Origin of the sequence: Methylobacterium sp. 1973 (genome assembly GCF_040545035.1) — a bacterium.
GTDB lineage: Bacteria > Pseudomonadota > Alphaproteobacteria > Rhizobiales > Beijerinckiaceae > Methylobacterium > Methylobacterium fujisawaense.
In genome coordinates this window covers 1-22,255 of sequence record NZ_JBEPLA010000026.1, presented here as the reverse complement: position 1 = coordinate 22,255, position 22,255 = coordinate 1, and the positions used below count along the sequence as shown (strand labels likewise).

20 protein-coding genes and 1 other annotated feature are annotated in these 22,255 nt (G+C 70.5%); of the genes, 5 read left to right on the top strand and 15 right to left on the bottom strand.

Annotation, left to right across the window (positions count from 1 at the left end; genetic code table 11):
- The first annotated feature begins 13 nt into the window (after positions 1-13).
- A complete protein-coding gene (locus ABIC70_RS27510; RefSeq protein ID WP_043352705.1) occupies positions 14-367 on the top strand; it encodes a transposase in 354 nt (117 codons plus the stop codon).
- 156 nt (positions 368-523) lie between these two features.
- Here the strand turns inward: ABIC70_RS27510 and ABIC70_RS27505 are convergent, their stop codons facing one another.
- Genes ABIC70_RS27505 through ABIC70_RS27480 form a run of 6 tightly spaced genes read right to left on the bottom strand, consistent with a single transcriptional unit; the run spans position 524 to position 6,877 of the window.
- Positions 524-1,483 (bottom strand): acetamidase/formamidase family protein, encoded by a 960-nt coding sequence (locus ABIC70_RS27505; RefSeq protein ID WP_354442274.1) that lies wholly within the window; start codon positions 1,481-1,483, stop codon positions 524-526.
- Positions 1,484-1,503: 20 nt separating this feature from the next.
- Entirely contained in the window at positions 1,504-2,223 is a 720-nt protein-coding gene (gene urtE, locus ABIC70_RS27500; RefSeq protein ID WP_043385382.1) for an urea ABC transporter ATP-binding subunit UrtE, read from the bottom strand.
- On the bottom strand, positions 2,220-2,930 hold the full coding sequence (locus ABIC70_RS27495) for an ATP-binding cassette domain-containing protein (RefSeq protein ID WP_053610415.1): 711 nt from the start codon (positions 2,928-2,930) through the stop codon (positions 2,220-2,222). The genes urtE and ABIC70_RS27495 overlap by 4 nt, the downstream gene beginning before the upstream one ends.
- Entirely contained in the window at positions 2,927-4,027 is a 1,101-nt protein-coding gene (urtC, locus tag ABIC70_RS27490; RefSeq protein WP_354442271.1) for an urea ABC transporter permease subunit UrtC, read from the bottom strand. The genes ABIC70_RS27495 and urtC overlap by 4 nt, the downstream gene beginning before the upstream one ends.
- A complete protein-coding gene (gene urtB / locus ABIC70_RS27485) occupies positions 4,024-5,643 on the bottom strand; it encodes an urea ABC transporter permease subunit UrtB (RefSeq protein ID WP_354442269.1) in 1,620 nt (539 codons plus the stop codon). The genes urtC and urtB overlap by 4 nt, the downstream gene beginning before the upstream one ends.
- Entirely contained in the window at positions 5,636-6,877 is a 1,242-nt protein-coding gene (locus ABIC70_RS27480) for a transporter substrate-binding protein (RefSeq protein ID WP_354442267.1), read from the bottom strand. Before ABIC70_RS27480 ends, urtB begins: the two co-directional genes overlap by 8 nt.
- A gap of 444 nt (positions 6,878-7,321) precedes the next feature.
- On the opposite strand from ABIC70_RS27480, the gene ABIC70_RS27475 reads away from it, so the two are divergent.
- Positions 7,322-8,608 (top strand): hydantoinase/carbamoylase family amidase, encoded by a 1,287-nt coding sequence (locus ABIC70_RS27475; RefSeq protein ID WP_354442265.1) that lies wholly within the window; start codon positions 7,322-7,324, stop codon positions 8,606-8,608.
- A gap of 12 nt (positions 8,609-8,620) precedes the next feature.
- Here the strand turns inward: ABIC70_RS27475 and ABIC70_RS27470 are convergent, their stop codons facing one another.
- Positions 8,621-9,940: a dihydroorotase gene (locus tag ABIC70_RS27470; RefSeq protein ID WP_043755395.1), complete on the bottom strand. Its 1,320-nt coding sequence runs from the start codon at positions 9,938-9,940 to the stop codon at positions 8,621-8,623.
- 13 nt (positions 9,941-9,953) lie between these two features.
- Positions 9,954-10,634: an aspartate/glutamate racemase family protein gene (locus ABIC70_RS27465; protein ID WP_354442263.1), complete on the bottom strand. Its 681-nt coding sequence runs from the start codon at positions 10,632-10,634 to the stop codon at positions 9,954-9,956.
- Between the two features lie 145 nt (positions 10,635-10,779).
- On the opposite strand from ABIC70_RS27465, the gene ABIC70_RS27460 reads away from it, so the two are divergent.
- Positions 10,780-12,246, top strand: coding sequence for an amidohydrolase family protein (locus tag ABIC70_RS27460; RefSeq protein ID WP_043385367.1), 1,467 nt, complete (start codon positions 10,780-10,782; stop codon positions 12,244-12,246).
- A 19-nt stretch (positions 12,247-12,265) separates the two neighbouring features.
- Here the strand turns inward: ABIC70_RS27460 and ABIC70_RS27455 are convergent, their stop codons facing one another.
- From ABIC70_RS27455 to ABIC70_RS27435, 5 genes are all read right to left on the bottom strand, one after another.
- Positions 12,266-13,858, bottom strand: coding sequence for an ABC transporter substrate-binding protein (locus ABIC70_RS27455; protein ID WP_043385364.1), 1,593 nt, complete (start codon positions 13,856-13,858; stop codon positions 12,266-12,268).
- A gap of 645 nt (positions 13,859-14,503) precedes the next feature.
- Positions 14,504-15,439, bottom strand: coding sequence for a PDR/VanB family oxidoreductase (locus ABIC70_RS27450; protein WP_053610422.1), 936 nt, complete (start codon positions 15,437-15,439; stop codon positions 14,504-14,506).
- Positions 15,440-15,443: 4 nt separating this feature from the next.
- Positions 15,444-16,013, bottom strand: a complete 570-nt coding sequence (locus ABIC70_RS27445) for an MOSC domain-containing protein (RefSeq protein WP_179698056.1) — start codon at positions 16,011-16,013, stop codon at positions 15,444-15,446.
- Complete coding sequence (locus tag ABIC70_RS27440) at positions 16,010-16,402, bottom strand: Rid family detoxifying hydrolase (protein WP_043385356.1); 393 nt, start codon at positions 16,400-16,402, stop codon at positions 16,010-16,012. The genes ABIC70_RS27445 and ABIC70_RS27440 overlap by 4 nt, the downstream gene beginning before the upstream one ends.
- A gap of 108 nt (positions 16,403-16,510) precedes the next feature.
- Entirely contained in the window at positions 16,511-17,839 is a 1,329-nt protein-coding gene (locus ABIC70_RS27435; protein ID WP_499854584.1) for an MFS transporter, read from the bottom strand.
- 168 nt (positions 17,840-18,007) lie between these two features.
- On the opposite strand from ABIC70_RS27435, the gene ABIC70_RS27430 reads away from it, so the two are divergent.
- Complete coding sequence (locus ABIC70_RS27430) at positions 18,008-18,619, top strand: helix-turn-helix domain-containing protein (protein WP_043385352.1); 612 nt, start codon at positions 18,008-18,010, stop codon at positions 18,617-18,619.
- 341 nt (positions 18,620-18,960) lie between these two features.
- On the opposite strand, the gene ABIC70_RS27425 is transcribed toward ABIC70_RS27430, so the two are convergent.
- On the bottom strand, positions 18,961-19,707 hold the full coding sequence (locus ABIC70_RS27425) for a glucose 1-dehydrogenase (protein ID WP_354442259.1): 747 nt from the start codon (positions 19,705-19,707) through the stop codon (positions 18,961-18,963).
- Positions 19,708-19,813: 106 nt separating this feature from the next.
- Between ABIC70_RS27425 and ABIC70_RS27420 the strand changes: the two genes are divergently transcribed.
- Positions 19,814-20,191 carry an ArsR/SmtB family transcription factor gene (locus ABIC70_RS27420; protein ID WP_354442257.1) on the top strand — a complete coding sequence of 126 codons (378 nt, stop codon included), beginning with the start codon at positions 19,814-19,816 and terminating at the stop codon, positions 20,189-20,191.
- Positions 20,192-20,356: 165 nt separating this feature from the next.
- Here ABIC70_RS27420 and ABIC70_RS27415 read toward each other — a convergent pair whose 3' ends face one another.
- Positions 20,357-21,841, bottom strand: a complete 1,485-nt coding sequence (locus ABIC70_RS27415) for a SulP family inorganic anion transporter (RefSeq protein WP_354442255.1) — start codon at positions 21,839-21,841, stop codon at positions 20,357-20,359.
- A 114-nt stretch (positions 21,842-21,955) separates the two neighbouring features.
- Positions 21,956-22,011: a sequence feature (sul1 is cis-regulatory element that is thought to sense ions involved in sulfur or methionine metabolism; They are found in Alphaproteobacteria), on the bottom strand.
- Positions 22,012-22,255: the final 244 nt, after the last annotated feature.

The following is a 22,255-nucleotide window of genomic DNA, read 5'->3' as shown; positions in this document are numbered from 1 at the left end:
CGGGAGACCCTGCATGCGTCGATCCCTGCACACGGACGAGGAGATTGCCTTCCTGCTGGACGAGGCCGCGCGGGGCATACCGATCGCCGCGATCTGCGCCAGCGCCCATGTCTCGCTCGGCACCTTCTACCGCTGGCGAAGACGCCTCGGCGGCCTGAAGCCCGCCGGTGTGGCCCGGCTCGATCAGGTCGAGCGGGAGAATGCCGGCCTCCGGGCGGAGGTGCTGCGGCTTCGGGCAGCCCTGCTCGTCCAGCCGGGGCGCGGGGCACCGGCCACGACGGAGCGCGCGAGCCTGAGCCAGCCGCCGCACCATCGCGGCGCCCAAGCCTGTGTCGGCCGGTTCGCCTTCGGACGCAGCGCGAACTGAGGCGGTCTCCATCTGCAGGAATCGGCTGATGCTGCCTCCCCGTCATCGCGAGCGCAGCGAAGCGACCCAGGGCAGCGGGACCGTTGAACGGAGCGCTGCCGGATTGCTTCGCTGCGCTCGCAAAGACGGAGGAGGCAGCATCAGCCGAGAATGCGCTCAGGCGGCCCCGGACGTCGACGCGAGGGCAGTCTTGGGCATCAGCATGTGCACGCCCTTGTTGCCGTCGACCGTCTGGGTGATCCGCAGGTTCCCGGCGAGCGAGCACAGCATGTAGGCCTGGTTGCGGGTGAGGCTGGTGCGTGCGCAGACGAGGCGCACCATCTCGCGCACGGCTTGGCGCATCGCCTCGTCGAGGCTCTCGTGCAGGCCGATCGACATCAGGTTGGTGGGCGTCTCGGCGAAGGGCCACGCGCCCGGGAGATCCTTGCGCACGGTGAGGCGGAACGTGCCGGTCAGCCCAGTCTCCAGGGCGGTGATGCAGACCTCGCCGTCGCCCTGCACGCCGTGGCCGTCGCCCGCGTAGAATCCGCCGCCAGGGTTGAACACCGGCAGGTAGAGGGTCGTGCCGACCTTCAATTCCTTGTTGTCCATGTTGCCGCCGAAGGCGCGGGGCACCGGGCTGCCGACCCGGCCCCAGGCGGGGGGCGGGGCGGTGCCCATGATGCCGAAGAACGGGTCGAGGGGCAGCTCCGTGCCCCAGGGCAGGCGGCAGAGGCCGCGGGCGGTGTCGATGTCGGCGTGGACGGTCTCGTACTCGGTGAACTCGTCCGGCAGGGTGCCGAGGAGCGGCAGGATCGCCACGAAGCCCCAGTCGAGGCGGAACTTCAGGTCGAGGATGTCGACCTGCAGCATGTCGCCCGGCTCGGCGCCCTCCACGTGGACGGGGCCGGTGACGAAGTGCGGGCCGGGGCCCCGCTCCAGGGTGTCGAGGGCGTGGAGCAGGTCGGCCGGCACCCGGGCGGAGTCGGGGTGGAGCGACTCGCGCCCGCCCGCCGGATGCGAGTGCAGGGTGACGGTGTCGCCCGATTTCACGGTCAGCACGGGCGGCAGCGCGGCGTCGAAATAGCCGAGCACCATGGTCTCGGGCGTCGCGGGGATCTCGTGATGGGTCGACACGGCGGCTCCTTCTACGGATGTCAGACGGCGATGTGACGGGTGAGGGCTTCGGGGTTCAGCACCTTCGGATCGCCGCGCTCGACGACGCTGCCGCGGGACAAGACCACCACGGAATCGGCGACCCGGAGGGCGAAATCGAGATACTGCTCCACGAGCAGCACGGTGATCCGGCCCTTGAGCCCGGCAATCACCGCCTCGATCGCGGCGACGATCGAGGGCTGGATGCCCTCGGTCGGCTCGTCGAGGAGGAGCGCGCGGGGCCGGGTGGCGAGCGCCCGGGCGATGGCGAGCTGCTGCTGCTGGCCGCCCGAGAGGTTGCCCCCCGGGCGGTGCCAGAGGCCGCGAAGCGCCGGGAACAGGGCGACCGCCTCGTCAATTGCGTCGGTCCGCTCCAGCCCGTGGGCCCGGGCCGCCACCCGCAGATTCTCGGCGACGGTCAGGTCGGGAAAGATTTCGCGCCCCTGCGGCACGTAGGCGAGGCCCGAGCGAGCGCGCCGGTCGGGCGACAGGCGCGTCAGCTCGGTCCCGTCGAGGGCGATCCGGCCGCGGCTTTCCGGGATCAGGCCGGTAAGGCAGCGCAGCAGCGTGGTCTTGCCGGCGCCGTTGCGGCCGAGCACGGCGAGGCAGGCGCCCGGCTCGACGTCGAGGCCGATCCCGCGCAGCACCTGCGCGCTGCCGTAATGCTGGTCGAGCCCCTCTACGGCGAGGCGGGCGGGCGGAGATGCACACGCTTGCGTCATCGGCCGAGGAACACCTCGATCACCCGGGCATCGTGGCGGGCGCCTGCCATGCTGCCCTCGTAGAGGGTCCGGCCCTCGTGCAGCACCGTCACCCGGTCGGCGATGGCCTCGACGAAGCCCATGTCGTGCTCGATCACCAGGATCGCCCGGTCCGGCCTGCGCAGGCTCCGGATCAGCGCGGCGGTCTGGGCGGTCTCGGCGTCGGAGAGCCCGGCCACGGGCTCGTCGAGCAGGAGCAGCGCCGGCTCGGCGGCGAGCACCATGCCGATCTCCAGCCACTGCTTCTCGCCGTGGGCGAGGCGGCCGGCCGGCACCTCGGCGCGGGGTCCGAGGCCGATCTCGCCGAGGACGGAGGCGATGCGGGCGGGCCGCTCGCGGGCGGGGAGCGCGGGCCCGCAGCCGATCTCCAGGTTCTCGCGCACAGTGAGCGCGGGGAAGACGCTGGGCTTCTGGAACTTGCGCCGCACGCCGGCCTTCGCGATCTCGGCCTCGGAGCGCTTGGTCAGGTCGATCCGGTCGCCGAGCATCACGCGGCCGGAGACCGGCTTGGTGATCCCTGAGATCACGTCGAGCAGGGTGGTCTTGCCGGCGCCGTTCGGGCCGATCACGGCCCGCACCTCGCCGGGATCGACCGCGAGCGAGACGGCATCGAGGGCCGTGAAGCGGCCGAAGGCGACCGTCAGGGCGTCGATGGTGAGGGCGGTCATCGGGCGCCCCGCAGCCAGGTCGGGCGCGGGCGCCAGCCCACGAGGTCGAGGAGGCCGTTCGGCAGGACCAGCACCACGACGAGCACCAGCCCGGACAGGATGAACGGCCACGCCTCCGGCATCGCGGCGCTGAGCCAGAACTTCAGGCCGTTGACCAGGATCGCGCCGATCACCGCCCCGCCGAGCCGCCCGAGCCCGCCGATCGCCACCCAGACGGCGATCTCGATGGACAGGTCGGGGGCCAGCACCCGCGGGTTGATGATGCCGACCTGCGGCACGTAGAGGATGCCGGCGAGCGCCGCGATCATGGCCGAGAGGCACCAGATCCCGAGCTTGAGCCGGGTGGTGCTGTAGCCCAGCGTGCGCAGGCGGGTCTCGTCGTCGCGGCAGGCGAGCATCCGCCGCCCGACCGCGCTGCCGACGAGGAGCCGCGTGCCGGCGAGCACCGCCGCCAGCGTCAGCAGGGCGGCGACGGCGAGCCCCGTGACGACGCCGGGGGAGCCCATCGGCCAGCCGTACAGCAGCGGGAAGCCGGTCATGCCGTTGTTGCCGCCGAGCCCGGTATCGTTGCGGTACATCAGCAGCATCGCGACGTAGACGAGCGCCTGGCTGATGATCGAGAAGTAGACGCCGTTGACCCGCGAGCGGAACGAGGCCAGCCCGAACACGAAGGCGACGAGGCCGGCGAGCGCCAGGGCGAGGACGAAGGCGTAGGCCGCGTGGTCGAGGCCCGTCCAGTAGGCCGGCAGGCTCTTCCAGCCCATGAACTGCACGAAGTCCGGCAGCACGCCGGTCACGGCCACGCCTTGGGCCAGCAGGTGCATGGCGCAGACATAGCCGCCGATGGCGAAGAACAGCCCGTGCCCCAGGCTGAGGATCCCGAGATAGCCCCAGACCAGATCCAGCGACACGGCGAGGATCGCGAAGGCGGCGAGCTGACCCACCGCGTTGACGAGATACGGGGCGGGCGGTGCCACGAAGAGCCCGACCGCGGCCGCGAGGCAGAGCCCGACGAGGCCGGCGACCAGGGGATCGCGCATGGCGCGGCGCCCCGGTCCGGCGGGGGCGGCGAGGGCGGTCTGCACGGCGCCGCTCATCGCCGCCGCCGCACGGCGAACAGCCCCTCGGGCCGGCGCTGCAGGAACAGGATGATGCCGACGAGCACGATCACCTTGGCGGCGACCGCGCCGGAGATCGGCTCGATCAGCACGTTGGCGCCGCCGACGCCGACGGCCGCCACCAGGGTCCCGACGAGGCTGCCGACGCCGCCCAGCACCACGACCATGAAGCTGTCGACGATGAAGCCCGAGCCCATGCCGGGATTGACGCTGTAGATCGGGCAGAGCGCCACCCCGGCAAGCCCGGCCAGGCCCGAGCCGAGCCCGAAGGCGAGCCGGTCGACCCGGCGGGTCGGCAGGCCGAGGCAGGCCGCCATGTCGCGGTTCTGGGTGACGGCGCGGATGTCGAGGCCGAGCGGGGTGCGGCGCAGGATCACGAGCGTCAGGACGAGGGTCGCGGCCGCGAAGGCGATGGCGAACAGCCGGTTCCAGGTCATGACGAAGTCGGCGTAGAGGGGCACGCCGCCGCTGACATAGGCCGGCATGACGAATTGCAGGTTCTGGGTGCCGACCGTCACGCGGACGAGGTTCACCAGGAACAGGCTCACCGCCCAGGTGGCGAGCAGGCTCATCAGCGGCCGCCGGTAGAGGTGGCGCAGGATCAGCGCCTCGACCGTGATGCCCACCAGGGCGACCGCCCCGAACGCCACCGGGATGGCGGCGAGCAGGTAGAGGTCGAGCAGGCCGGGGGCGAGGCGACGGAAGGCCTCCTGCACGCCGTAGGTGGCATAGGCGCCGAGCATGATGAACTCGCCCTGGGCGAGGTTGATCACGCCCATCAGCCCGAAGATGATCGCGAGCCCGGCCGCCGCCATGAACAGGATGCTGGCGAAGCTCAGGCCGTTGTAGACGACCGCGAGCCCGTCGCCGATCGCCACCGCCCGGGAGACCTGCGCGAGGCCGGCATCGAGGGCCGCCCGGAAGGCCGGATCGGCGGCGTAGGCCGGATCGCTCTTCAGCGCCGCGAGGCGCGCCTCAGCGGCCCCGGACGGGCTCGCGGCCACGGCGGCGATCGCCGCCCGGCGCCGGGCCGGATCGGGCGACGACAGGGCGGCGGCCTGGGCGAGACCGGCGATCGTCCCCTTCAGGCCGGCATCCGTCTCCGCGTCCCGCGCCCGGTCGAGGACCGAAGCCGGAACGGTGGCGATGCGCCGTTCCAGGATCGCGAGACCGGCGCTGCGGGCGGCCGGATCCGGGCCGGTCAACAGAGCGACGGTGCCGCGCGCGGTCTCGACGGCGGCCCGCTGGCGTAGGCCGAGGACCGGCGCGCGCGCCTCGGCGGCCGGACGCGGCGCGCCGCTGACCGCATCGCGCCCCTCGGATGCGCCCGGGCGGTCGAGCAGGAGTGCGCCCTCCGCCGGGCAGGCGAGACGGCGCTCGGCCAGCGCGCCGAGGAGCCCGCCGGCATAGGCGAGGTCGTCGGCCGCCAGATCGCCGCCGGCTTGCACGAGACCCTCGGCCGCGCGGACCTGCGCGGCGCCGTCCCCGCACAGACCCGCCGCGAAGGCCGCCCGGTCGATTGGCGCGGCGCTGGCCGGAGCCGTCAGCAGCGCCAGACAGCAGAGGGCCAGGAGCGCGCGGAGCCGATCAGCCATAGGGGCTGAACGGGACCGGCTTGGGGGCGTCCGGGGATTGCCAGAGGACGTCGAAGCCGCGCTTCTCGTTGACCGAGCCGATGAACACGCCGCGGGAGACGTAGTTGTTCTCCCCCGTCATGGTCAGCGTGTAGCCCGACGGGTCGTCGAAGCTGAGCCCCGCGAAGGCCTTGCGCACCTCCGGCACCGCGAAGGAGCCGGCCTTGGCGGCGGCGAGCGCCCAGAGGTTGACGCTGTCATAGGCCGAGACCATCGGGTCGATCACCGTGTCGGCGCTGAACGGGACGTTCTTGGCCTTCACGTAGGCGGCCCAGTCGGCGAGGAACTTTTGGTTGCGCTCGCCCTTGGCGGCCTGGAGATAGGCCCAGCAGTTCAGGTGGCCGACGAGCTTGGCGGTATCGAGCCCCTCAAGGTCCGCCTCCACCATGTCGAGGCCGAGAATCGGCACGTCGGTGGCGCTGATGCCCTGGTTGGCGAATTCGCGCAGGAAGTCGGGGATCGAGGAGCCGACCACGGTGAGCACCACGATCGCCTGACCGCCCGGCTGGCTGGCGAAGCTGCGGACCTGATTCACCAGCGTCTGGAAGTTCGAGAAGCCGAACGGCACGTATTCCTCGCGCCACGCGCTCTCGGGGATGCCCTTGCTCTTCCAGTAGCCCTTGAGCTGCTTGTTGATCGTGCGCGGCCAGACGTAGTCCGAGCCGATCAGGAAGAACCGCTTCGCCCCGACCCCGTCCGGGCCCATCAGGTAGTCGACCGCCGGCAGCACCGAACTCGCGGGCGGCGAGTTCACGTAGACGACGTTCTTGGAATTCTCGTCGCCCTCGAAATGGAGCGGGTAGAACAGCAGCCCGTCATTCTGCTCGACCACCGGCAGCACCGACTTGCGCGACACGGAGGTCCAGCAGCCGAACAGGGCCGCGACCTTCTCCTGCTGGAGCATCTGCCGCCCGACCTGCGCGTAGAGCGGCCAGTCGGAGGCGGGATCGGAGGTCAGCACCTCGATCTGGCGGCCGTTGACGCCGCCGCGCCCGTTGATCGCGTCGGCGGCCATGCGGACCACGTGGTTCAGCCGGCCCTCGAGATTGGCCATCGTGCCCGAGGACGAGAACAGGCAGCCGAGCTTGACGGTGTCGGCGGCGAAGGCCGGCCGGATGAGGGCCGGGCCTGCGAGCAGCGCCGCCGTGCCCGAGATGCCTGTGCCCAAGACGCCGCGTCGCGTGAGATGCGTCATCGACCCCGAAGCTCCCTGGATGGACCGCCCGATTGTCGGCCGGGGGCCGGGAGACGGGAAGGTCAAAGAGGCTGCAGGCCGGCATGGGCCTTGCGCATATTGGCAGCATTTGTGCGCGCTGCGGGCGGTCCTGTGCCGAGAACGTCAAAATTCTCGTATCGGGTGCCGAACTGGTGTCGCCCGTAGCGCGTCGACGGGATGCCTGCATCCAGCGACGGCATCAGTCGGAAGCCGTGTCCGACCGGGCGCGGACGGACGCGCCGGTCGGGGTGCCCTCGCCGGACGCGGCGCGGACCGGCGGGCGTGCCGGCGAAGCCGTGGGCTGCCGGGTGGCCGGATCTCCGCGACGCCGCGACCCTGTCGCGACATCACCGACGCCGGCACGAAAGTGGCAGGATGGCGCCGTCGCGGTCCGCCCCGGGCCCGCGCACCGGGAGCGGCGGGATGGACACGGTATCGGCGATCGGCACGGCGGTCCGCGCGCAGCGCGGCCGGGTGGCGGCTTTGTTCGACGACCTCGCCCGGTGCGGCCGGACCGATCCCGGGTTCACGCGGGCCTCCTACAGTCCGGAGGAGAGTGCGGCGCACGCGGTGGTGATGCGCTGCGCCGCCGCTCTCGGCCTCGCGATCGGGCGGGATGCGGCCGCCAACACCACCCTGACGCTGCCGGGGCGGGACCGGAGCCTGCCGCCGATCCTGATCGGCTCCCACCTCGACACCGTGGCCCACGGCGGCAATTTCGACGGCGCCGCCGGGGTGGTGGCCGGTCTCGCCGCCGTCGCGGCGCTCCGCGAGTTGGGGCTGACCCCGGCGCGCGACATCACCGTCATGGGCATCCGCGCCGAGGAGAGCGTCTGGTTCCAGGTCTCCTACATCGGCAGCCGGGCGGCCCTCGGAACCCTGCCGGACGGGGCGCTCGACGCCGCCCGGATCGACAGCGGCCTCAGCCTCGCCGCGCACATCGCCCGGGAGGGCGGCGACCCGGAGGTGCTGCGCAGCGGCCCGCCCGCCCTCGACGCCGCCGCGATCCACGCCTTCCTGGAGGTGCATATCGAGCAGGCGCCGAGCCTGGAGGAGGCCGGGATCCCGGTGGGCCTCTGCACCGGGATCCCCGGCAACGTCCGCTACCCCGACGTCCGGATCGTCGGGCGCTACGACCATGTCGGAACGCCCCGCCGCTTCCGCCGCGATGCAGCCATGGCGGGCGCCGAGATCGCCCTGGCCCTCGATCGGGTCTGGGCGGAGCGCGAGGCCGCCGGCTGCCCGATGGCCGTCACCTTCGGCCGGTTCCACACCGATGCCGCGGCCCACGGCCTGACCACCGTCCCCGGCGAGTTCCGGTTCAGCCTCGACATGCGGGCCTACGCGGCCGAGGTGCTGGCGGCCTTAGAGGCCGCATTCCTGGCCGCCGTGACGGACGTGTCGGAGCGCCGCGGTGTCACGGTGGCCCTCGGGCCCCGCGCCGAGGCGGGCGTCGGCGCGGTTTCGCCCCGGATCCGCGACGGGCTCGCGGCGGCCGCGGACGCGCTCGGCATCGCCACCCGGCCCCTCGGCAGCCCGGCCTCGCACGACGCCGCCGCCTTCGCCAAGGCCGGCGTGCCGATGGCCATGCTGTTCGTGCGCAACGCCAACGGCAGCCACAACCCCGACGAGGCCATGGCGATCGACGACCTTCTCGACGCCGTCGCGATCCTCACCACCTGGCTGGCGGTGGAAACCTGCGACGGCTGAGGGCGGGCCTCATCATGCGGCGAAGCGCGCGAGGCCGCCGACGGGCGTGCCGAGCACCGCGTCGTCGCGCATCACGAGGTGGCCGCGCACGAGCGTGGCGACGGGCCAGCCGGTGACCTCGGTGCCGGCGAAGGGCGTCCAGCCGCAGGGCGAGACGATCCAGGATTCCTCGATCCTGCGGCGCGCCTTCAGGTCCACGAGGGTGAAGTCGGCGTCGTAGCCGGCGGCGATCCGGCCCTTGCCGCGGAGCCCGTAGACGCGGGCCGGGCCGGCCGCCATCAGGTCGACCAAGCGCGCCAGCGGCAGGCGCCCGGCCGCGACGTGGTCGAGCATGATCGGCACCAGGGTCTGGACCCCGGTGAGGCCGGCCGGGCAGTCCGGCCAGGGCCGCTCCTTGGCGGCCCGCGCATGGGGCGCGTGATCGCTGCCGATCGTGTCGACGGTCCCGTCGCGCACGGCCGCCCAGGCGGCCGCCCGGTGGCGCTCGTCGCGGATCGGCGGGTTCATGACGCCGAAGCCACCGAGGGTGTCGTAGCAGTCCGGGGCCACCTGCGTGAGGTGATTGACCAGCACCTCCACGGTGGCGACGTCGCGGAAATCGCGCAGGTAGGCGAGTTCCTCGGCGGTGGAGACGTGCAGGATATGGGTCGCCCGGCCGGTCTTCCGCGCCAGCGCCATGAGGCGGCGCGTGCCCAGGAAGGCGCATTCCGGGTCGCGCCATTCCATGTGGGTCCGGTACGGCTGGCCCCGGCTGAACAGCGGCTTGCGGGCCTGGAGCCGGTCCTCGTCCTCGCTGTGGAAGGCCATGCGCCGGTGGCCGGCGCGCATGGCGCGTTCGAGATGCGCGTCGTCCTCGATCATCAGCGCCGCCGTGGAGCTGCCGGCGAAGACCTTGACGGCGCAGACGCCCGGCGCGCGCTCCAGCGCGGCGAGCGCGTCGATATTGGCCTTCGTGCCGGCCACGTAGAGGCCGATGTCGCACCAGCTCCGGCCCGCAACGTAGTCGCGCTTCCACGCGAGGCGCTCGGTATCGGCAATCGGCGGGACGGTGTTGGGCATGTCGAACAGGGTGGCGATCCCGCCCAGCACCGCGGCCCGCGTGCCGGTCTCGATCGTCTCCACCGCCGGGTCGCCGGGGTCGCGCAGGTGGACGTGGCTGTCGATCAGGCCGGGCAGGACGTGCAGGCCCGCGGCGTCGATCACCGCCTCCGCGGTCGCGCCGGCCGGGGTCGCGAGGGCCGCGATGCGCCCGTCGCGGATGCCGAGATCGATCGCCTCGGTGCCCCAGGGCGTCACGCAGGTGCCGCCGCGGATCAGCAGGTCGTAGTGCATCGCCGGTGTCTCCCTACAGGTCCGCCCGGAGCAGGACCGCCCCGAGGGCCGCCGCCACCGCCTGCTGGCAGGGCTCGACGACCGGACACCCGACCGCCCGCTCGACGGCGGCCCGGTGCGGGGCCATGCCGGCGCAGCCGAGCACGATGACGTCGGCGCCGTCGCGCGCGACCAGGGTCCGGGCCGCCGCGATCAGGCGGTCGCGGATCGCCTCCCCCGCCGTCTCGTCGGCCCGGGCCTCCACGGGCCGGCTGCCGGCATAGCGTTCGCCGAGGCCCATCTGGCGGACCATCCGGCGCTGGCGCCGTACGCTGCCCTCCGAGAGGGCGACGATGCCGAAGCGCTCGCCGAGGGTGAGCGACCGGAGGAGGCCCCACTCGGCGATCCCCATCACGGGCCTGCCGCCGGCGACCTCGCGGGCCGTATGCAGGCCGGGGTCGCTGAAGCAGGCGATGACGAAGGCGTCCGCCGGATCCTCCGCGATGCGCCGGGCCAGCGGCATCACCACGAAATCCGCGTCCTGCTGGGTCGCGATGCCCGCCGGCCCCTCGGGCAGATCCGTCACCGCGATGACGGGGCCGCCGGCCAGGCGCAGCGGCGTCAGCGCCGCGTCGATGGCGGCCGTCACCGCCCGGGAGGCGTTCGGGTTGATGACCAGGATGCGCGCGGGTCCGGTGGTGCCGCGATGATGCATGCCGCCTCCTGCGGAACCGACGCGCGGGCCTGCCGCTGATGACAGTGGCCCGCGCGATGCGAAACTCGGGCCGCGCTGCGCCGCGATGCCGGCCCGATCAGGCACCGATCTTGCCCGCCTCGTCGGCGCCAGAGAGAGGGTATCGATGTACGACGATGCTGCGGACAAGAGCGCCGGCGCCACCCTGGTGACGGGGGCACGGTGGGTCGTCGCCTGGGATCCCGACAGCGGCGGCCACGTCTACCGCACCGGCGCGGACGTGGTGTTCGAGGACGGCGTCCTGATCCATGTCGGTCCGGATTACGCAGGCCCCCCGCCGGCCCGGACCATCGACGCCTCCGGCTGCCTGGTCATGCCCGGCCTCGTGGACATCCACACCCACCTGTTCTCGGAGCCGATGAACAAGGGCATGTGGGACGAGGTCGGCAGCCAGCGGCTCTACAACACCTCGCTCTACGAATACCTGCCGATCCTGCGGCCCGACGCGGAGGGGACGCGGGCCGCCTACGGGGTGGCGCTCGCCGAGTTGGCGCTCTCGGGCGTCACCACCGTCTGCGACCTCGCTTTGCCGAGCGACGGCTGGCTCGATCGCCTCGGCGCGTCGGGCCTGCGGGTCTGCATCGCCCCGATGTTCCGGTCAGGGCGATGGCTCACCCGGAACGGCCACAGCGTCGAGTACGAGTGGGACGCGGCGGCGGGCCAGCGCGGCCTGGAGCAGGCGCTCGCCGAAATCGAGGCGGCGCAGCGCCACCCGAGCGGGCGCCTCTCCGGCATGCTCTGCCCGGCGCAGGTGGATACCTGCACGGCGGAGCTGATGCGCGACGCCCATGCCGAGGCGGTCCGGCGCGACCTGCGGTTCCACACCCATGCGGCGCAGTCCCTGTCGGAATTCCACGAGATCACCCGCCGCACCGGGATGACGCCGATCGAGTGGCTCGACGATCTCGGCGTGCTCACCGAGCGCACGATCGTGGGCCACGGGATCTTCCTCGACGACCATCCCTGGACCCACTGGCACAGCCCGGGCTCGGACATGCGCCGCCTGGCCGAGCGCGGCGCCACGGTCGCCCATTGCCCGACGGTCTTCGCCCGCCGCGGCATCGCGCTCCACCATTTCGGCCGCTACCGCCAGGCCGGGGTGAACATGGGCATCGGCACGGACGTCTACCCGCACAACATGCTCGACGAGATGCGCCTCGTCGCGTACCTCGCCCGGGTCGTCGCCGAGAATCCCCGCGATACCCGCGCGGCGGACGTGTTCCACGCCGCCACTGTGGGCGGCGCAAGGGCGCTCGGGCGCGACGACATCGGCCGGCTCGCGCCGGGCTGCAAGGCCGACTTCGTTCTCGTCGACTGCGCGCATCCGGCCATGCGGCCGTGCCGCGATCCCGTGCAGTCGCTGATCTACTCGGCCGGCGACCGCGCGGTCCGGCAGGTCTTTGTCGGCGGCCGCGAGATCGTGCGCGACGGCCGCGCCCTAACGGTCGACTACGCGGCGGCCGCGGCGGCGCTGGAGGAGGCGCAGGGCCGTGCGCTGGCGCAGATCCGGCAGCTCGACTGGGCCGGGCGCGGCCCCGACGCCATCGCGCCGCCGACCTTCCCGGGGCTGTGAGGCCCCGGCGCCGTGATCCTCAGGCGGGCCGGACGTTCCAGAATGTCGGAAACCCGTCGAGGATCCCGGTGAGGCGGGAACGGTATGCGGTCGGCTGCAGGTACTGGCCGAGGGGGTAGTAGGGCACGTCCTCCATCGCCTGGAGCTGGATGTCCCGGCACAGGGCGGCGCGGGCCGCCTCGTCCGGAGCCGTGAACCACGCGTCCCGCAGGGTCTCGATCCGCGGGGTCGTGGCCCAGCCGGCATAGCCGCTCTCGCCGGTGCCGCGCAGGGCGATGTAGCCGGCGGGGTTGAGCCAATCCATGCCGGACCAGTTGGTGACGAAGGCGCTCCAGCCGCCCTCGGAGACCGGCCCCTTGCGGTTGCGCCGCTGCAGCATCGCGTTGAACTCGACCGCGTAGACCTCGACATTCATGCCGACGCGCTGGAGCAGGTCGGCCGCGACCTGGCCGAGCGCCAGAAGCGGGGCCGAGTTCGACGGCACCATCAGCAGCACGGTTTCGCCGGCGTAGCCGGCCGCTTTCAGGTCGGCCCGCACCTTGGCCGGATCCCGCGGTGTGGTGAGCGGCCCGAGCCCGTCCGTCGAGGCCATCGGCGTGTCCGGACAGAAGAAGCCGAGGGGCACGTGGAACAGGCTGGGATCGTCGGCGCCCACCACGCCCTGCATGCAGGACGTCTGGTCGATCGCCCCCCAGAGCGCCCGCCGGATCGCCGGGTTGTTGAAGGGTGGCTGCAGGTGATTGACCCGCAGCATCGTCACGAAGCCGGTCGAGTCGAGGACGCGGGTGGTCACGCCCTTGGCGGCCTTCAGCAGACCGAGCTGGTCGTGCGAGGCGTATTCCTGCCAATCCGCCTCGCCGGCGACCAGCGCCGAGGTGGCCGTGGATGTGTCGCCGATGACGCGCCACTCCACCCGGTCGTAGTGGACGATTTTCGGACCGGAGGTCCAGGTGGGTGTGCCGTCCGTGCGGGGCACGTAGCCCTCGAAGCGGGTGTAAACCGTGCGGTCGCCGGGCACGCGCTCGTCCGCCTTGAAGCGGAACGGCCCCGAGCCGATGAGTTCCGGCACCTGCTGGAACGGGTCGGTGACGGCGAGGCGCTCCGGCATCATCGCGCAGACCGGCACCGAGGCCTTGCCCAGCGCGATCGGCAGGAGCGGGAAGGGGCGCTTGAGGCGGAACCGGATCGTCCGGTCGTCGGGCGCCGACAGCTCGTCGGTCGCCTCCATCAGGGAGCCGCCGAACGGGTCGCGCTTGGCCCAGCGCCGCAGGGAGGCGACGCAGTCGCGGGCCAGCACGGGGGTCCCGTCGTGGAAGCGCAGGCCCTCGCGCAAGGTCAGGTCCCAGCGGCGCCCGTCCTCCTCGATCCGGTGGCCCTCGACCATCTGCGGCGTGGCGCGGAAGGCGCCGTCCATGCCGTAGAGCGTGTCGAAGACCATGTAGCCGTGGTTGCGGGTGATGTACGCGAAGGTCGTCACCGGATCGAGCGTGACGAGATCCTGCTGCGGGATGAAGCGCAGGGTTGTTGTGGCCTCCGCGCGGACCCGGGATGGTGCCGCGACTGCGCTCGCCACGACGGCTCCGGCTCCCTGCAACAGCGTACGCCGCTTCATCGGACAAGTCCCACTCTGCGCGGGCGGTGATTGGACGACCGCTCGCGGTGGTTCGGTACGATCACCGAACCTGGCAACCCGCAGGCTTGCAGGAACGAGGCCGCGGTCCGTCGGGTTCGGACCCGTCGCGGGGGCCACTCTGCCGGCAGGCTGGCACTGTGGAGGAGTGCGGCCTCCCGCCTTTCGGCTGCTAAAGCTCGGATGGCAGAAGCGGCTCGACCACCGCCCAGAGGTCGTCGGATACGAGCGCGTCCGTACCTGCATAACCTGCTCAGTGCGGATTTGTCCGGCGTTCTCAGGCCTCCGCGCCTGTCCGATCGCGCCCGCTCATGAGGCATTGTCGAGGCTAGCTCGATGACCGAGTTGCGCGCGAAGCAGTCAATCGAGGGTCAAGCTCGGGCGGCTGCTTGGTGCCCAATGCAGCCATCTGATCGCGTCACCGCCGAACTTAAAAGCGGACTCGCCCCGAAGCGCCCGTCCGGCAAAGCCAGCGGCGGTCGCTCACTCGTTGCAGGCAGGGCGATTCAGCTCGTGGCGCCGCATCTTCTCGTTCAGGGCATGTCCGAGACGGTAGCCTTGATCACGAGCGGCCCGTGCCAGGGCTGAGGCGCCCCGGTCAATGAGCCGGGGTCGCACTGCGAGGGATCAGAGGGCGAGCGTCAGGGTCCCGCTGGCGCGGGAGACGCAGGGCATCAGGTGATCTCGGCGTCTGGCCTGGGGCAGCACGACGTCGCGGTGGATCACGTCGCCTTCCCGGTAGCCGCATTCGCAGGCGCCGCACACGCCGATCTCGCAGGAAGAGGGCATGTTGACCCCGTTCTGGCGCAGGACCTCCAAGAGCGAGGTCTCAGCGGGGACATGCAGGGTCGCGCCGGTCGAGGCGATCTGCACGTCGAAGGGTTCGGGCACGTAGCCCTCATCGACCAGAGGCGCGAAATGCTCGACATGCACCTGATCCGCCGGCCAGCCCAGCGCCTGCACGGCCGCCGTCAGGCTCTGGGGTCCGCAGGCGTAGAGGTGGACGCCGTCCTCCGGCGGCCCGAGCGTCGCGGGATCGAGCCGTTCGCCCTCCGCGGAGAACCAGCAGCGCAGGCGCTCGCCGCAGACCGCGCGCAGCTCCTCCAGCAGGGGAGCCTGCGCGGCCGAGCGCGCGCAGAGATGGAGCGTGAAGTTGCCCCCCGTCGCGGCCAAGTGCCGGGCCATGGCGGCGACGGGCGTCACGCCGATGCCGCCGCCGATGAGCACGTGGTGCCGCGCCCCGGCAGCCAGGGGGAAATGGTTGCGCGGGTGCGAGATGGGGACGCTCGCCCCGGCGCCGAGATGGGCGTGTGCCCAGGCCGAGCCGCCACGCCCGGCTTCCTCGCGCTTGATCGCCAGGACGTACCGGCTTCGGTCGGCGGGGTCGCCGCAGAGGGAGTACTGCCTCACCCGCTCGTCCGGGAGGCGCAGGTCGACATGGGCGCCGGGCTCCCATGCGGGCAACTGGGGGCGCCGCGGATGGACGAGGGTGAGGCGCACCACCTCCGGGGTGGTGGCGATGGCCTCCTCAACCGTCAGCTTCATGACGATGCGTGCGGACATCGCCTCACTCCACCAGGGTAATCGGATCGCCCGGCCGGATGATGCCGCCGCGCTCGATCCCACAGTTGAGCCCGGAGCGGTTGTAGAGCGGCAGGTAGACGGGGAGGCCGAGCAGTTCCTCAAGATACTTGCACGGGAAGTTCAGCCGCCCCCCGCGCAGGATCACCTCGCCCACCTGGAAACGACGCCCGACGAGGTGGTTGAGGGGTACGCCGCGCACCGTGAGATTGCGGCGGTGGTCGATGGGCGCCAAGTGGATCGGCCCCTCCTGAAGCGGTGGATCGTTGCGCGCGAGGGCGTCGAGGACTTCCTGCTCGATCAGCGTCACCTCGCGGGTGTCGGCCTTGGGCGAGTAGGTGCCGGTGCCGAGGCAATAGCGGTCGCCCTCGATGCCCCGGCCGGCGACGCAGCGGGCCTCCGTCAGCTCCTCCATCTCGTAGCTCGCCGCAGGGGCGATGTGGATGTGGAGCAGGCTGCCCTGCCACCCGGTGGCGCCACCGGGTACGCCGTGGGCGACCGAGCCGACCTTGTGGGCGAAGGCCTCGATATGGGGAGGGGCCGAGGTCGTGCTCATCGTGCGGGTCCTGTCGCGAGGGCGATGGCCTCGACCTCGACCAGGGCGTCGCGCGGCAGGCGCGCCACCTCCACGGTGGAGCGCGCCGGGGCGGCTTCGGAAAAATGCTCCGCGTAGACGGCGTTCATCGCGGCGAAGTCGTTCATGTCCTTCAGGAACACCGTGGTCTTGGCCACGCTCGCTAGGCTGGCGCCGCCGGCTTCCAGCACCGCCGCGAGGTTGGCGAGCGAGCGGCGCGTCTGCGCCTCGATCCCCTCTGGAAACGCCCCCGTGGCCGGGTCGATCGGCAGCTGCCCAGAGGCGAAGACGAGGTCACCCACTCGGGTGGCCTGGGCATAGGGTCCCACCGCCGGCGCGGCGGCCTCCGTCACGATGATCGTTCGAGTCAAAGCCGCCCTCCTTTGAGGCATTCTCGCCTGTTTTTATTCCATTTTAGTGGAAAGATGTCCACTGCGTGATCGCGTCGCTTCGCTTCAGTGATGCGGCCGTTGCTGCGCTCAGTCGATGGGCTGCCGGGCCGTCTCCGGCGCCAGGAAGGTCGCCACGAGCGTTACGCAGGCGAGGACGATGAGGTAGGTTGAGATCGGCCACGTCGCCCCGCCGCTCCAGGCGAGGAGCGCGGCGGCGATCAGCGGGGTGAAGCCGCCGCTCAGGGCCGCGCCGACCTGGAACCCGAGGGAGGCGCCGCTGTAGCGCAGGCGGGCGTGGAACATCTCGGACATCCAGGCGGCCCCGGTCCCGAACATGATGCCCTGGCCGAAGCTGAGGGCGACCGCCACCGTCAGGGCGATGATGGTCGGGTTGCGCGTGTCGAGGAGCTGGAACATCGGGAAGGCGAAGGCGATCGAGAACAGGCAGGCGGCCACGAACAGGGTCTTGCGGCCGTAGCGGTCCGACAGCCAGCCGAAGGCCGGGATGGTGAAGAGTTCGATCACCGCCGCGATCAGGATCCCGTTGAGGATCACGCCCCGCGACAGCCCGAGTTGCCCGGTGACGTAGGAGATCGAGAACACGGTCACCACGCTGACATAGGCGATCTCCGAGACCTTCAGGCCCACCGCCTTCAGGAACAGGCCCGGATGCTCGGTGAGGATCTCCATCACCGGCAACCGGGCCGTCGCCGCCCGCGCCTTGATCGCCCGGAAGGCCGGGGTCTCGTGCAGCCGCAGGCGGATGAACAGGCCGACGAGGACCAGCGGCGCGCTCGCCAGGAACGGCACCCGCCAGCCCCAGGACAGGAACGCCTCCTCCGGCAGGAGGCCGGTCAGGGCGAAGGCGCCGATCGAGAGGATCACCCCGATCGGGTAGCCGAGCTGGACGACGCTGCCGAAGAAGCCGCGCCGCTCCTGCGGCACGCTCTCCACCACCATCAGCACGGCGCCGCCCCATTCGCCGCCGATCCCGATGCCCTGGACCAGGCGCAGGGCGACGAGGAGGACCGGGGCCAGGATGCCGATCTGCCCATAGGTCGGCAGGCAGCCGATCAGGAATGTGCCGATCCCCATGATCATCAGGGTCAAGGCCAGCATGGCCTTGCGCCCGACCCGGTCGCCGAAATGGCCGAACACCGCCCCGCCGAGGGGCCGCGCCAGGAAGCCCACGGCGTAGGAGCCGAACGCGGCGATGGTCCCCACCACCGGATCGATGCTGGGGAAGAACAGCTTGTTGAACACCAGGGCACTGGCCGTGCCGTAGATCAGGAAATCGTACCACTCGATGGTGGTGCCGATAACGCTCGACCAGACGATCTGGCGGCGGTCCGCAGGGGTCACGGGATCCTGCGCGGCCAGCAGGGCTCCATCCATCGGGAGGGCGGCGTCAACCATGTCGGACATCCACTTTGAAAGAGGAATTTCCACTCAAGGCGATACAAGCCGCGTGCCATCCGGACGCGCCGGTCCGGCGGACACGGCCGCGCGGGTCGTGCTAAGTCCCTCCCACCAGCTTCCGGGAACGAGGGAGCGCTCTGGCCGGGGGACCAGGACGACGTGCCGATGACGGTCATGACAGAGGGGCGGCGCGAGCAGGCCGACGCCGAGGCCCGCTCGCAGCTCCAGGTGCTCGCCGGGGAGATCCGGCGGCGGCGCAAGGAGCGGGATTTCTCCCTGGAGGCGCTGAGCGCCCTGTCGGGGGTGAGCCGGTCGATGATCTCCAAGGTGGAGCGCGGCGAGGCGGTACCGTCGACGGCGGTGCTCTCCCGCCTCGCCGAGGCCCTGGACGTGACCTTCTCGCGCCTGATGTCGCCCGCCACCGACCGGGAGGTGCTGCTGATCCCCGCCGCCCGTCAGCCGGTGCTGCGCGACGAGGAAACGGGCTTCCTGCGCCGCTGCCTCTCGCCCGTCCTGCCGGGCCGGGGAATCGACATGGTGCTCAACACCCTGCCGCCGGGAGCAACGGCGGGGGAGTTCGTCGCTCACCGCAGGGGCGTCTCGGAATACATCTTCGTGCTGAAGGGGCGCCTGCGCGCCGTCATCGGCGAGCGGTCCCTCGTGGTCGAGGAGGGGGACAGCCTGTATTTCGAGGCCGATGCCGGACACGCCTTCACCAATCTTGGGGCAGAGGCTTGCCAATACTTCCTAGTCATCGACGCAACGCGGCTGCGGTGAGCGTCCCCTCCAACGCCGGATGAGGGTCGACCCTTAGAATAACCGCCTTGGAGAACCGCCGTCGGCAGCTTGGGCGGCCGGGTTGGATCGGTAGCAGTCCGTCCGCTTTTCCGGCGGACCTTCTTGAAAGAAGACCGACGGCTTTCGGCCAAGTCCAGCCCCGCTGGCGTGTGGCTCCGAATGACCGGATTGGGTGGAAAGCCGCAGGTCTGCTTCCGGTGCGAGAGACAGCAAAGCAGACGCTATCGAAGGGTTGACGTAGTTCGACAACGCTCGTCCTGCGTTGCGCTCCTGCGCGCAGCCCCTGTCTGGCCCGTGCGCGCAGGTCTAGTCGTTGTGTTTCAGCGAATACCGCCGCTGGCGGTGATGTTCTCGCCGGTAAGCCAGCGCGCGTCATCGGACGCGAGGAACGTCACGACGCCCGCGATGTCATCCGGGTGGCCGGCGCGGCCGAGAGGTGTCTGTGCGACCATCCCGGCTTCCATCTCCGAGCCGGAGATGCCGGCCGTGTGCGTGCCTTCGGTCACCACGTAGCCGGGGCTGACCACGTTCACGCGTATCTTGCGCGGGGCCAACTCATTGGCGAGGACGCCCGAGATCGCGTTCACCGCGCCCTTCGTGCCCGCATAGACCGCCGCCGCCGGCGTATGCACGTGCGTGATCGCCGAAGAAATATTCACGATGCTCGCGCCTTCGCCGAGATGCTTCACGGCCGCCCGGGTCGACAGCAGGATGCCGAGCACGTTGACGTCGAACTGGCGGCGATAGTGTTCCTCTGTGACCTCTTCGATCGCCGCGAACTCGTAGATGCCGGAGTTGTTGACCAGCACGTCGAGCCGCTCGAACTCCCGCACCGCCGCCTCGATCACACCCTGCGCCTCGGACGCTTTGGACACATCGCCCTGGACCGCGATGGCCCTTCCGCCGGCCGAGGTTATGGCCGCCACGACGGTGTCAGCCCCGGCCCTGCTGGACGCGTAGTTCACCACCACAGCGGCGCCATCCTGGGCCAACGCTCTGGCGATCGCCGCACCGATGCCTTTGGATGCTCCGGTCACGACGGCGACCTTGCCCTCAAGCTTCGACATGTGTGCTATCTCCGACAGGGACCGGCTCCGGAATGGCAGCCTTAGGCCCATAGTTCGGAACTTCGGAACTAATGGAGCGTCGTTCAAGACCCCATATGGACGAAATATGAGACCCCTGTTTCACCCCGCTATCGAGGACGTGCGTCCAGCGGCGATCCTGCACGCGCTCGCCGATCCGAGCCGCGCGGCCATCTTCGCCAAGATCATGCAGGCGGGCTGTGTCGAGGCCTGCTCGGCAGTCTCGGCAGTTGGGGACCGGGTCATCCCGAAATCCTCGCTGTCCAACCACTTCAAGGTTCTGCGCGAGGCCGGTTTGATCCGCAGCGAGCGTCACGGCGTCGAAGTGCGCAACCATTCCCGCTGGATCGAGGTGGAGGCACGCTTTCCCGGTCTGCTGACAGGGATCATCAATGCCTACGCTTCAGACCAGGGCCACGACTTGCGTGCTGCGGAGACAACCACACTCGATAAAGACGCGATTTAGATCTGCTTCCGAGAATGCTCCAATCCATCGACGGCGACCGACTTGGATCGGGTGCGGACCGGCTGCTCGGGGTGGGAAGCGGCATGACTGCTTCTGAGCGTGTTGATCGCAAAGCGGCCATCCTCACGCACTGCCAACGCGATGCGAGGATGGCCTGCCGTCGAGTTAGTGACCGCCGACGGCGAACGTCGCCCCAGGCTTGTCGTGGGTGCCAATGCGCTCGACCATAGTGGCTGTCGCCTCGTTCATGCCGACGACGTCAACCGTGATGCCATGGTGGCGAAGCTTCAGGACGACCCGGTCGAGGGCGTTGATGGCCGAGATGTCCCAGAAGTGCGCCGCTTGCAGGTCGATCACCACTCCTTTCAGTGCTTCCTCGCGAAAATCGAAGGCGGCGTGGAAGGCTTCCGCCGTGGCGAAGAATATCTGCCCAATCACCTGATAGGTCCGCACGTCGCGCTCGCTACGGGAGGACCGGACGGCGAAGAACTTTGTGACCTTGTGGGCGAAGAATAGTCCGCTCAAGATTACGCCGAACAGCACGCCCTTGGCGAGGTCGTGAGTAGCGACCACCACCGCGACGGTGCCGAGCATGACCACGCTCGACGCCTTCGGATGGGTGACCAGGGTGCGCAGAGACTTCCATTGGAAGGTGTTGATCGAGACCATGATCATCACGGCCACGAGCGATGCCATCGGGACCTGTGCCACGTAGGGCCCGAGCACCACGATGAGGAAGAGCAGGAACACGCCCGAGAACAACGTCGAGAGACGGCCGCGCCCACCGGAGGACACGTTGATGACCGACTGCCCGATCATGGCGCAGCCAGCCATGCCGCCAAAAAATCCGGAGGTGATGTTGGCCACGCCCTGACCGGCGCACTCACGGTTCTTGTTCGAGTTGGTGTCGGTCATCTCGTCGACGATCGCCGCCGTCATCAGGCTCTCCAGCAACCCGACCATGGTCAGTGTCAGGGCAGTCGGAAGGATGATCCCAAGAGTCTCGAGGGTAAACGGCACCTGCGGCAGCGCAACCCAGGGCAAGTCGCTGGGGAGCGCGCCCATGTCGCCGACCTTGTGGATGCCGAGACCGAAGGACATCGAGATGGCGGTGAGCAGGACGATGGTGACCAGCGGCGCGGGCACGGCCTTGGTCAGGTACGGCAGCCCGTAGATGATGCCGAGGCCGATGGTGGTCATGACGTAGACCGTGGTGCCCTGGCCGAGGAGCTCGGGCATCTGCGCCATGAAGATCAGGATCGCCAGGGCGTTGACGAAGCCCGTCACCACGGAGCGCGACACGAACCGCATCAGGTTTCCCAGGCGGAGCGCACCGGCGACGACCTGAAGGAGGCCGGTGAGGATGGTGGCGGCGTACAGGTAGCCCACCCCGTGGGCCTTCACGAGCTCGACCATGAGCAGCGCCATGGCGCCGGTGGCGGCCGAAATCATCGCCGGCCGGCCACCGGCGAAGGCGGTGACCACGGCGATGCAGAAGGAGGCGTAGAGGCCGACCTTGGGGTCGACGCCTGCGATGATCGAGAAGGCGATGGCTTCTGGAATGAGGGCCAGGGCGACCACCGCGCCGGCCAATAATTCACGCGTGACCGTGTTCGGAACCCATTCGCTCCGGAGATGTGCGAAGTTCATGTTGGATAGGGACTTTCATCGTCCCGGCACGCGAAGCGTCTGCAAACCCGTGCGGGAGGCGCAAGATGGCAGGTCGGCCCCCGCGGGAGTCCGTGACACAGTCGCCGTCGATTGCGTGGTCCGGCGGATCGGCGGCCGGAAGAGCCACCCGGGCTTTCACCGGGTCCTGTCCTATACCGCCCTCGTACATCAGCAGGGTGGTGCGTTGCAATATCCCAACGATGTCCGGCGCGTCGCCTACCGCAGGATCGGCTTCGACGTCCCAGCATTTGCACGTCTGCTGACCGGGCCTGCTCAGGCGGTGACCTTGCCCCGTGTTTGACCTTGCCCCGTGTTTGCCCCCGTTCATAACCAGAGTCCGTTCTGGTTCTGGTCCTGTTGGGACCGGGTTGCAAATGCGTTCGGGGTGAGCCC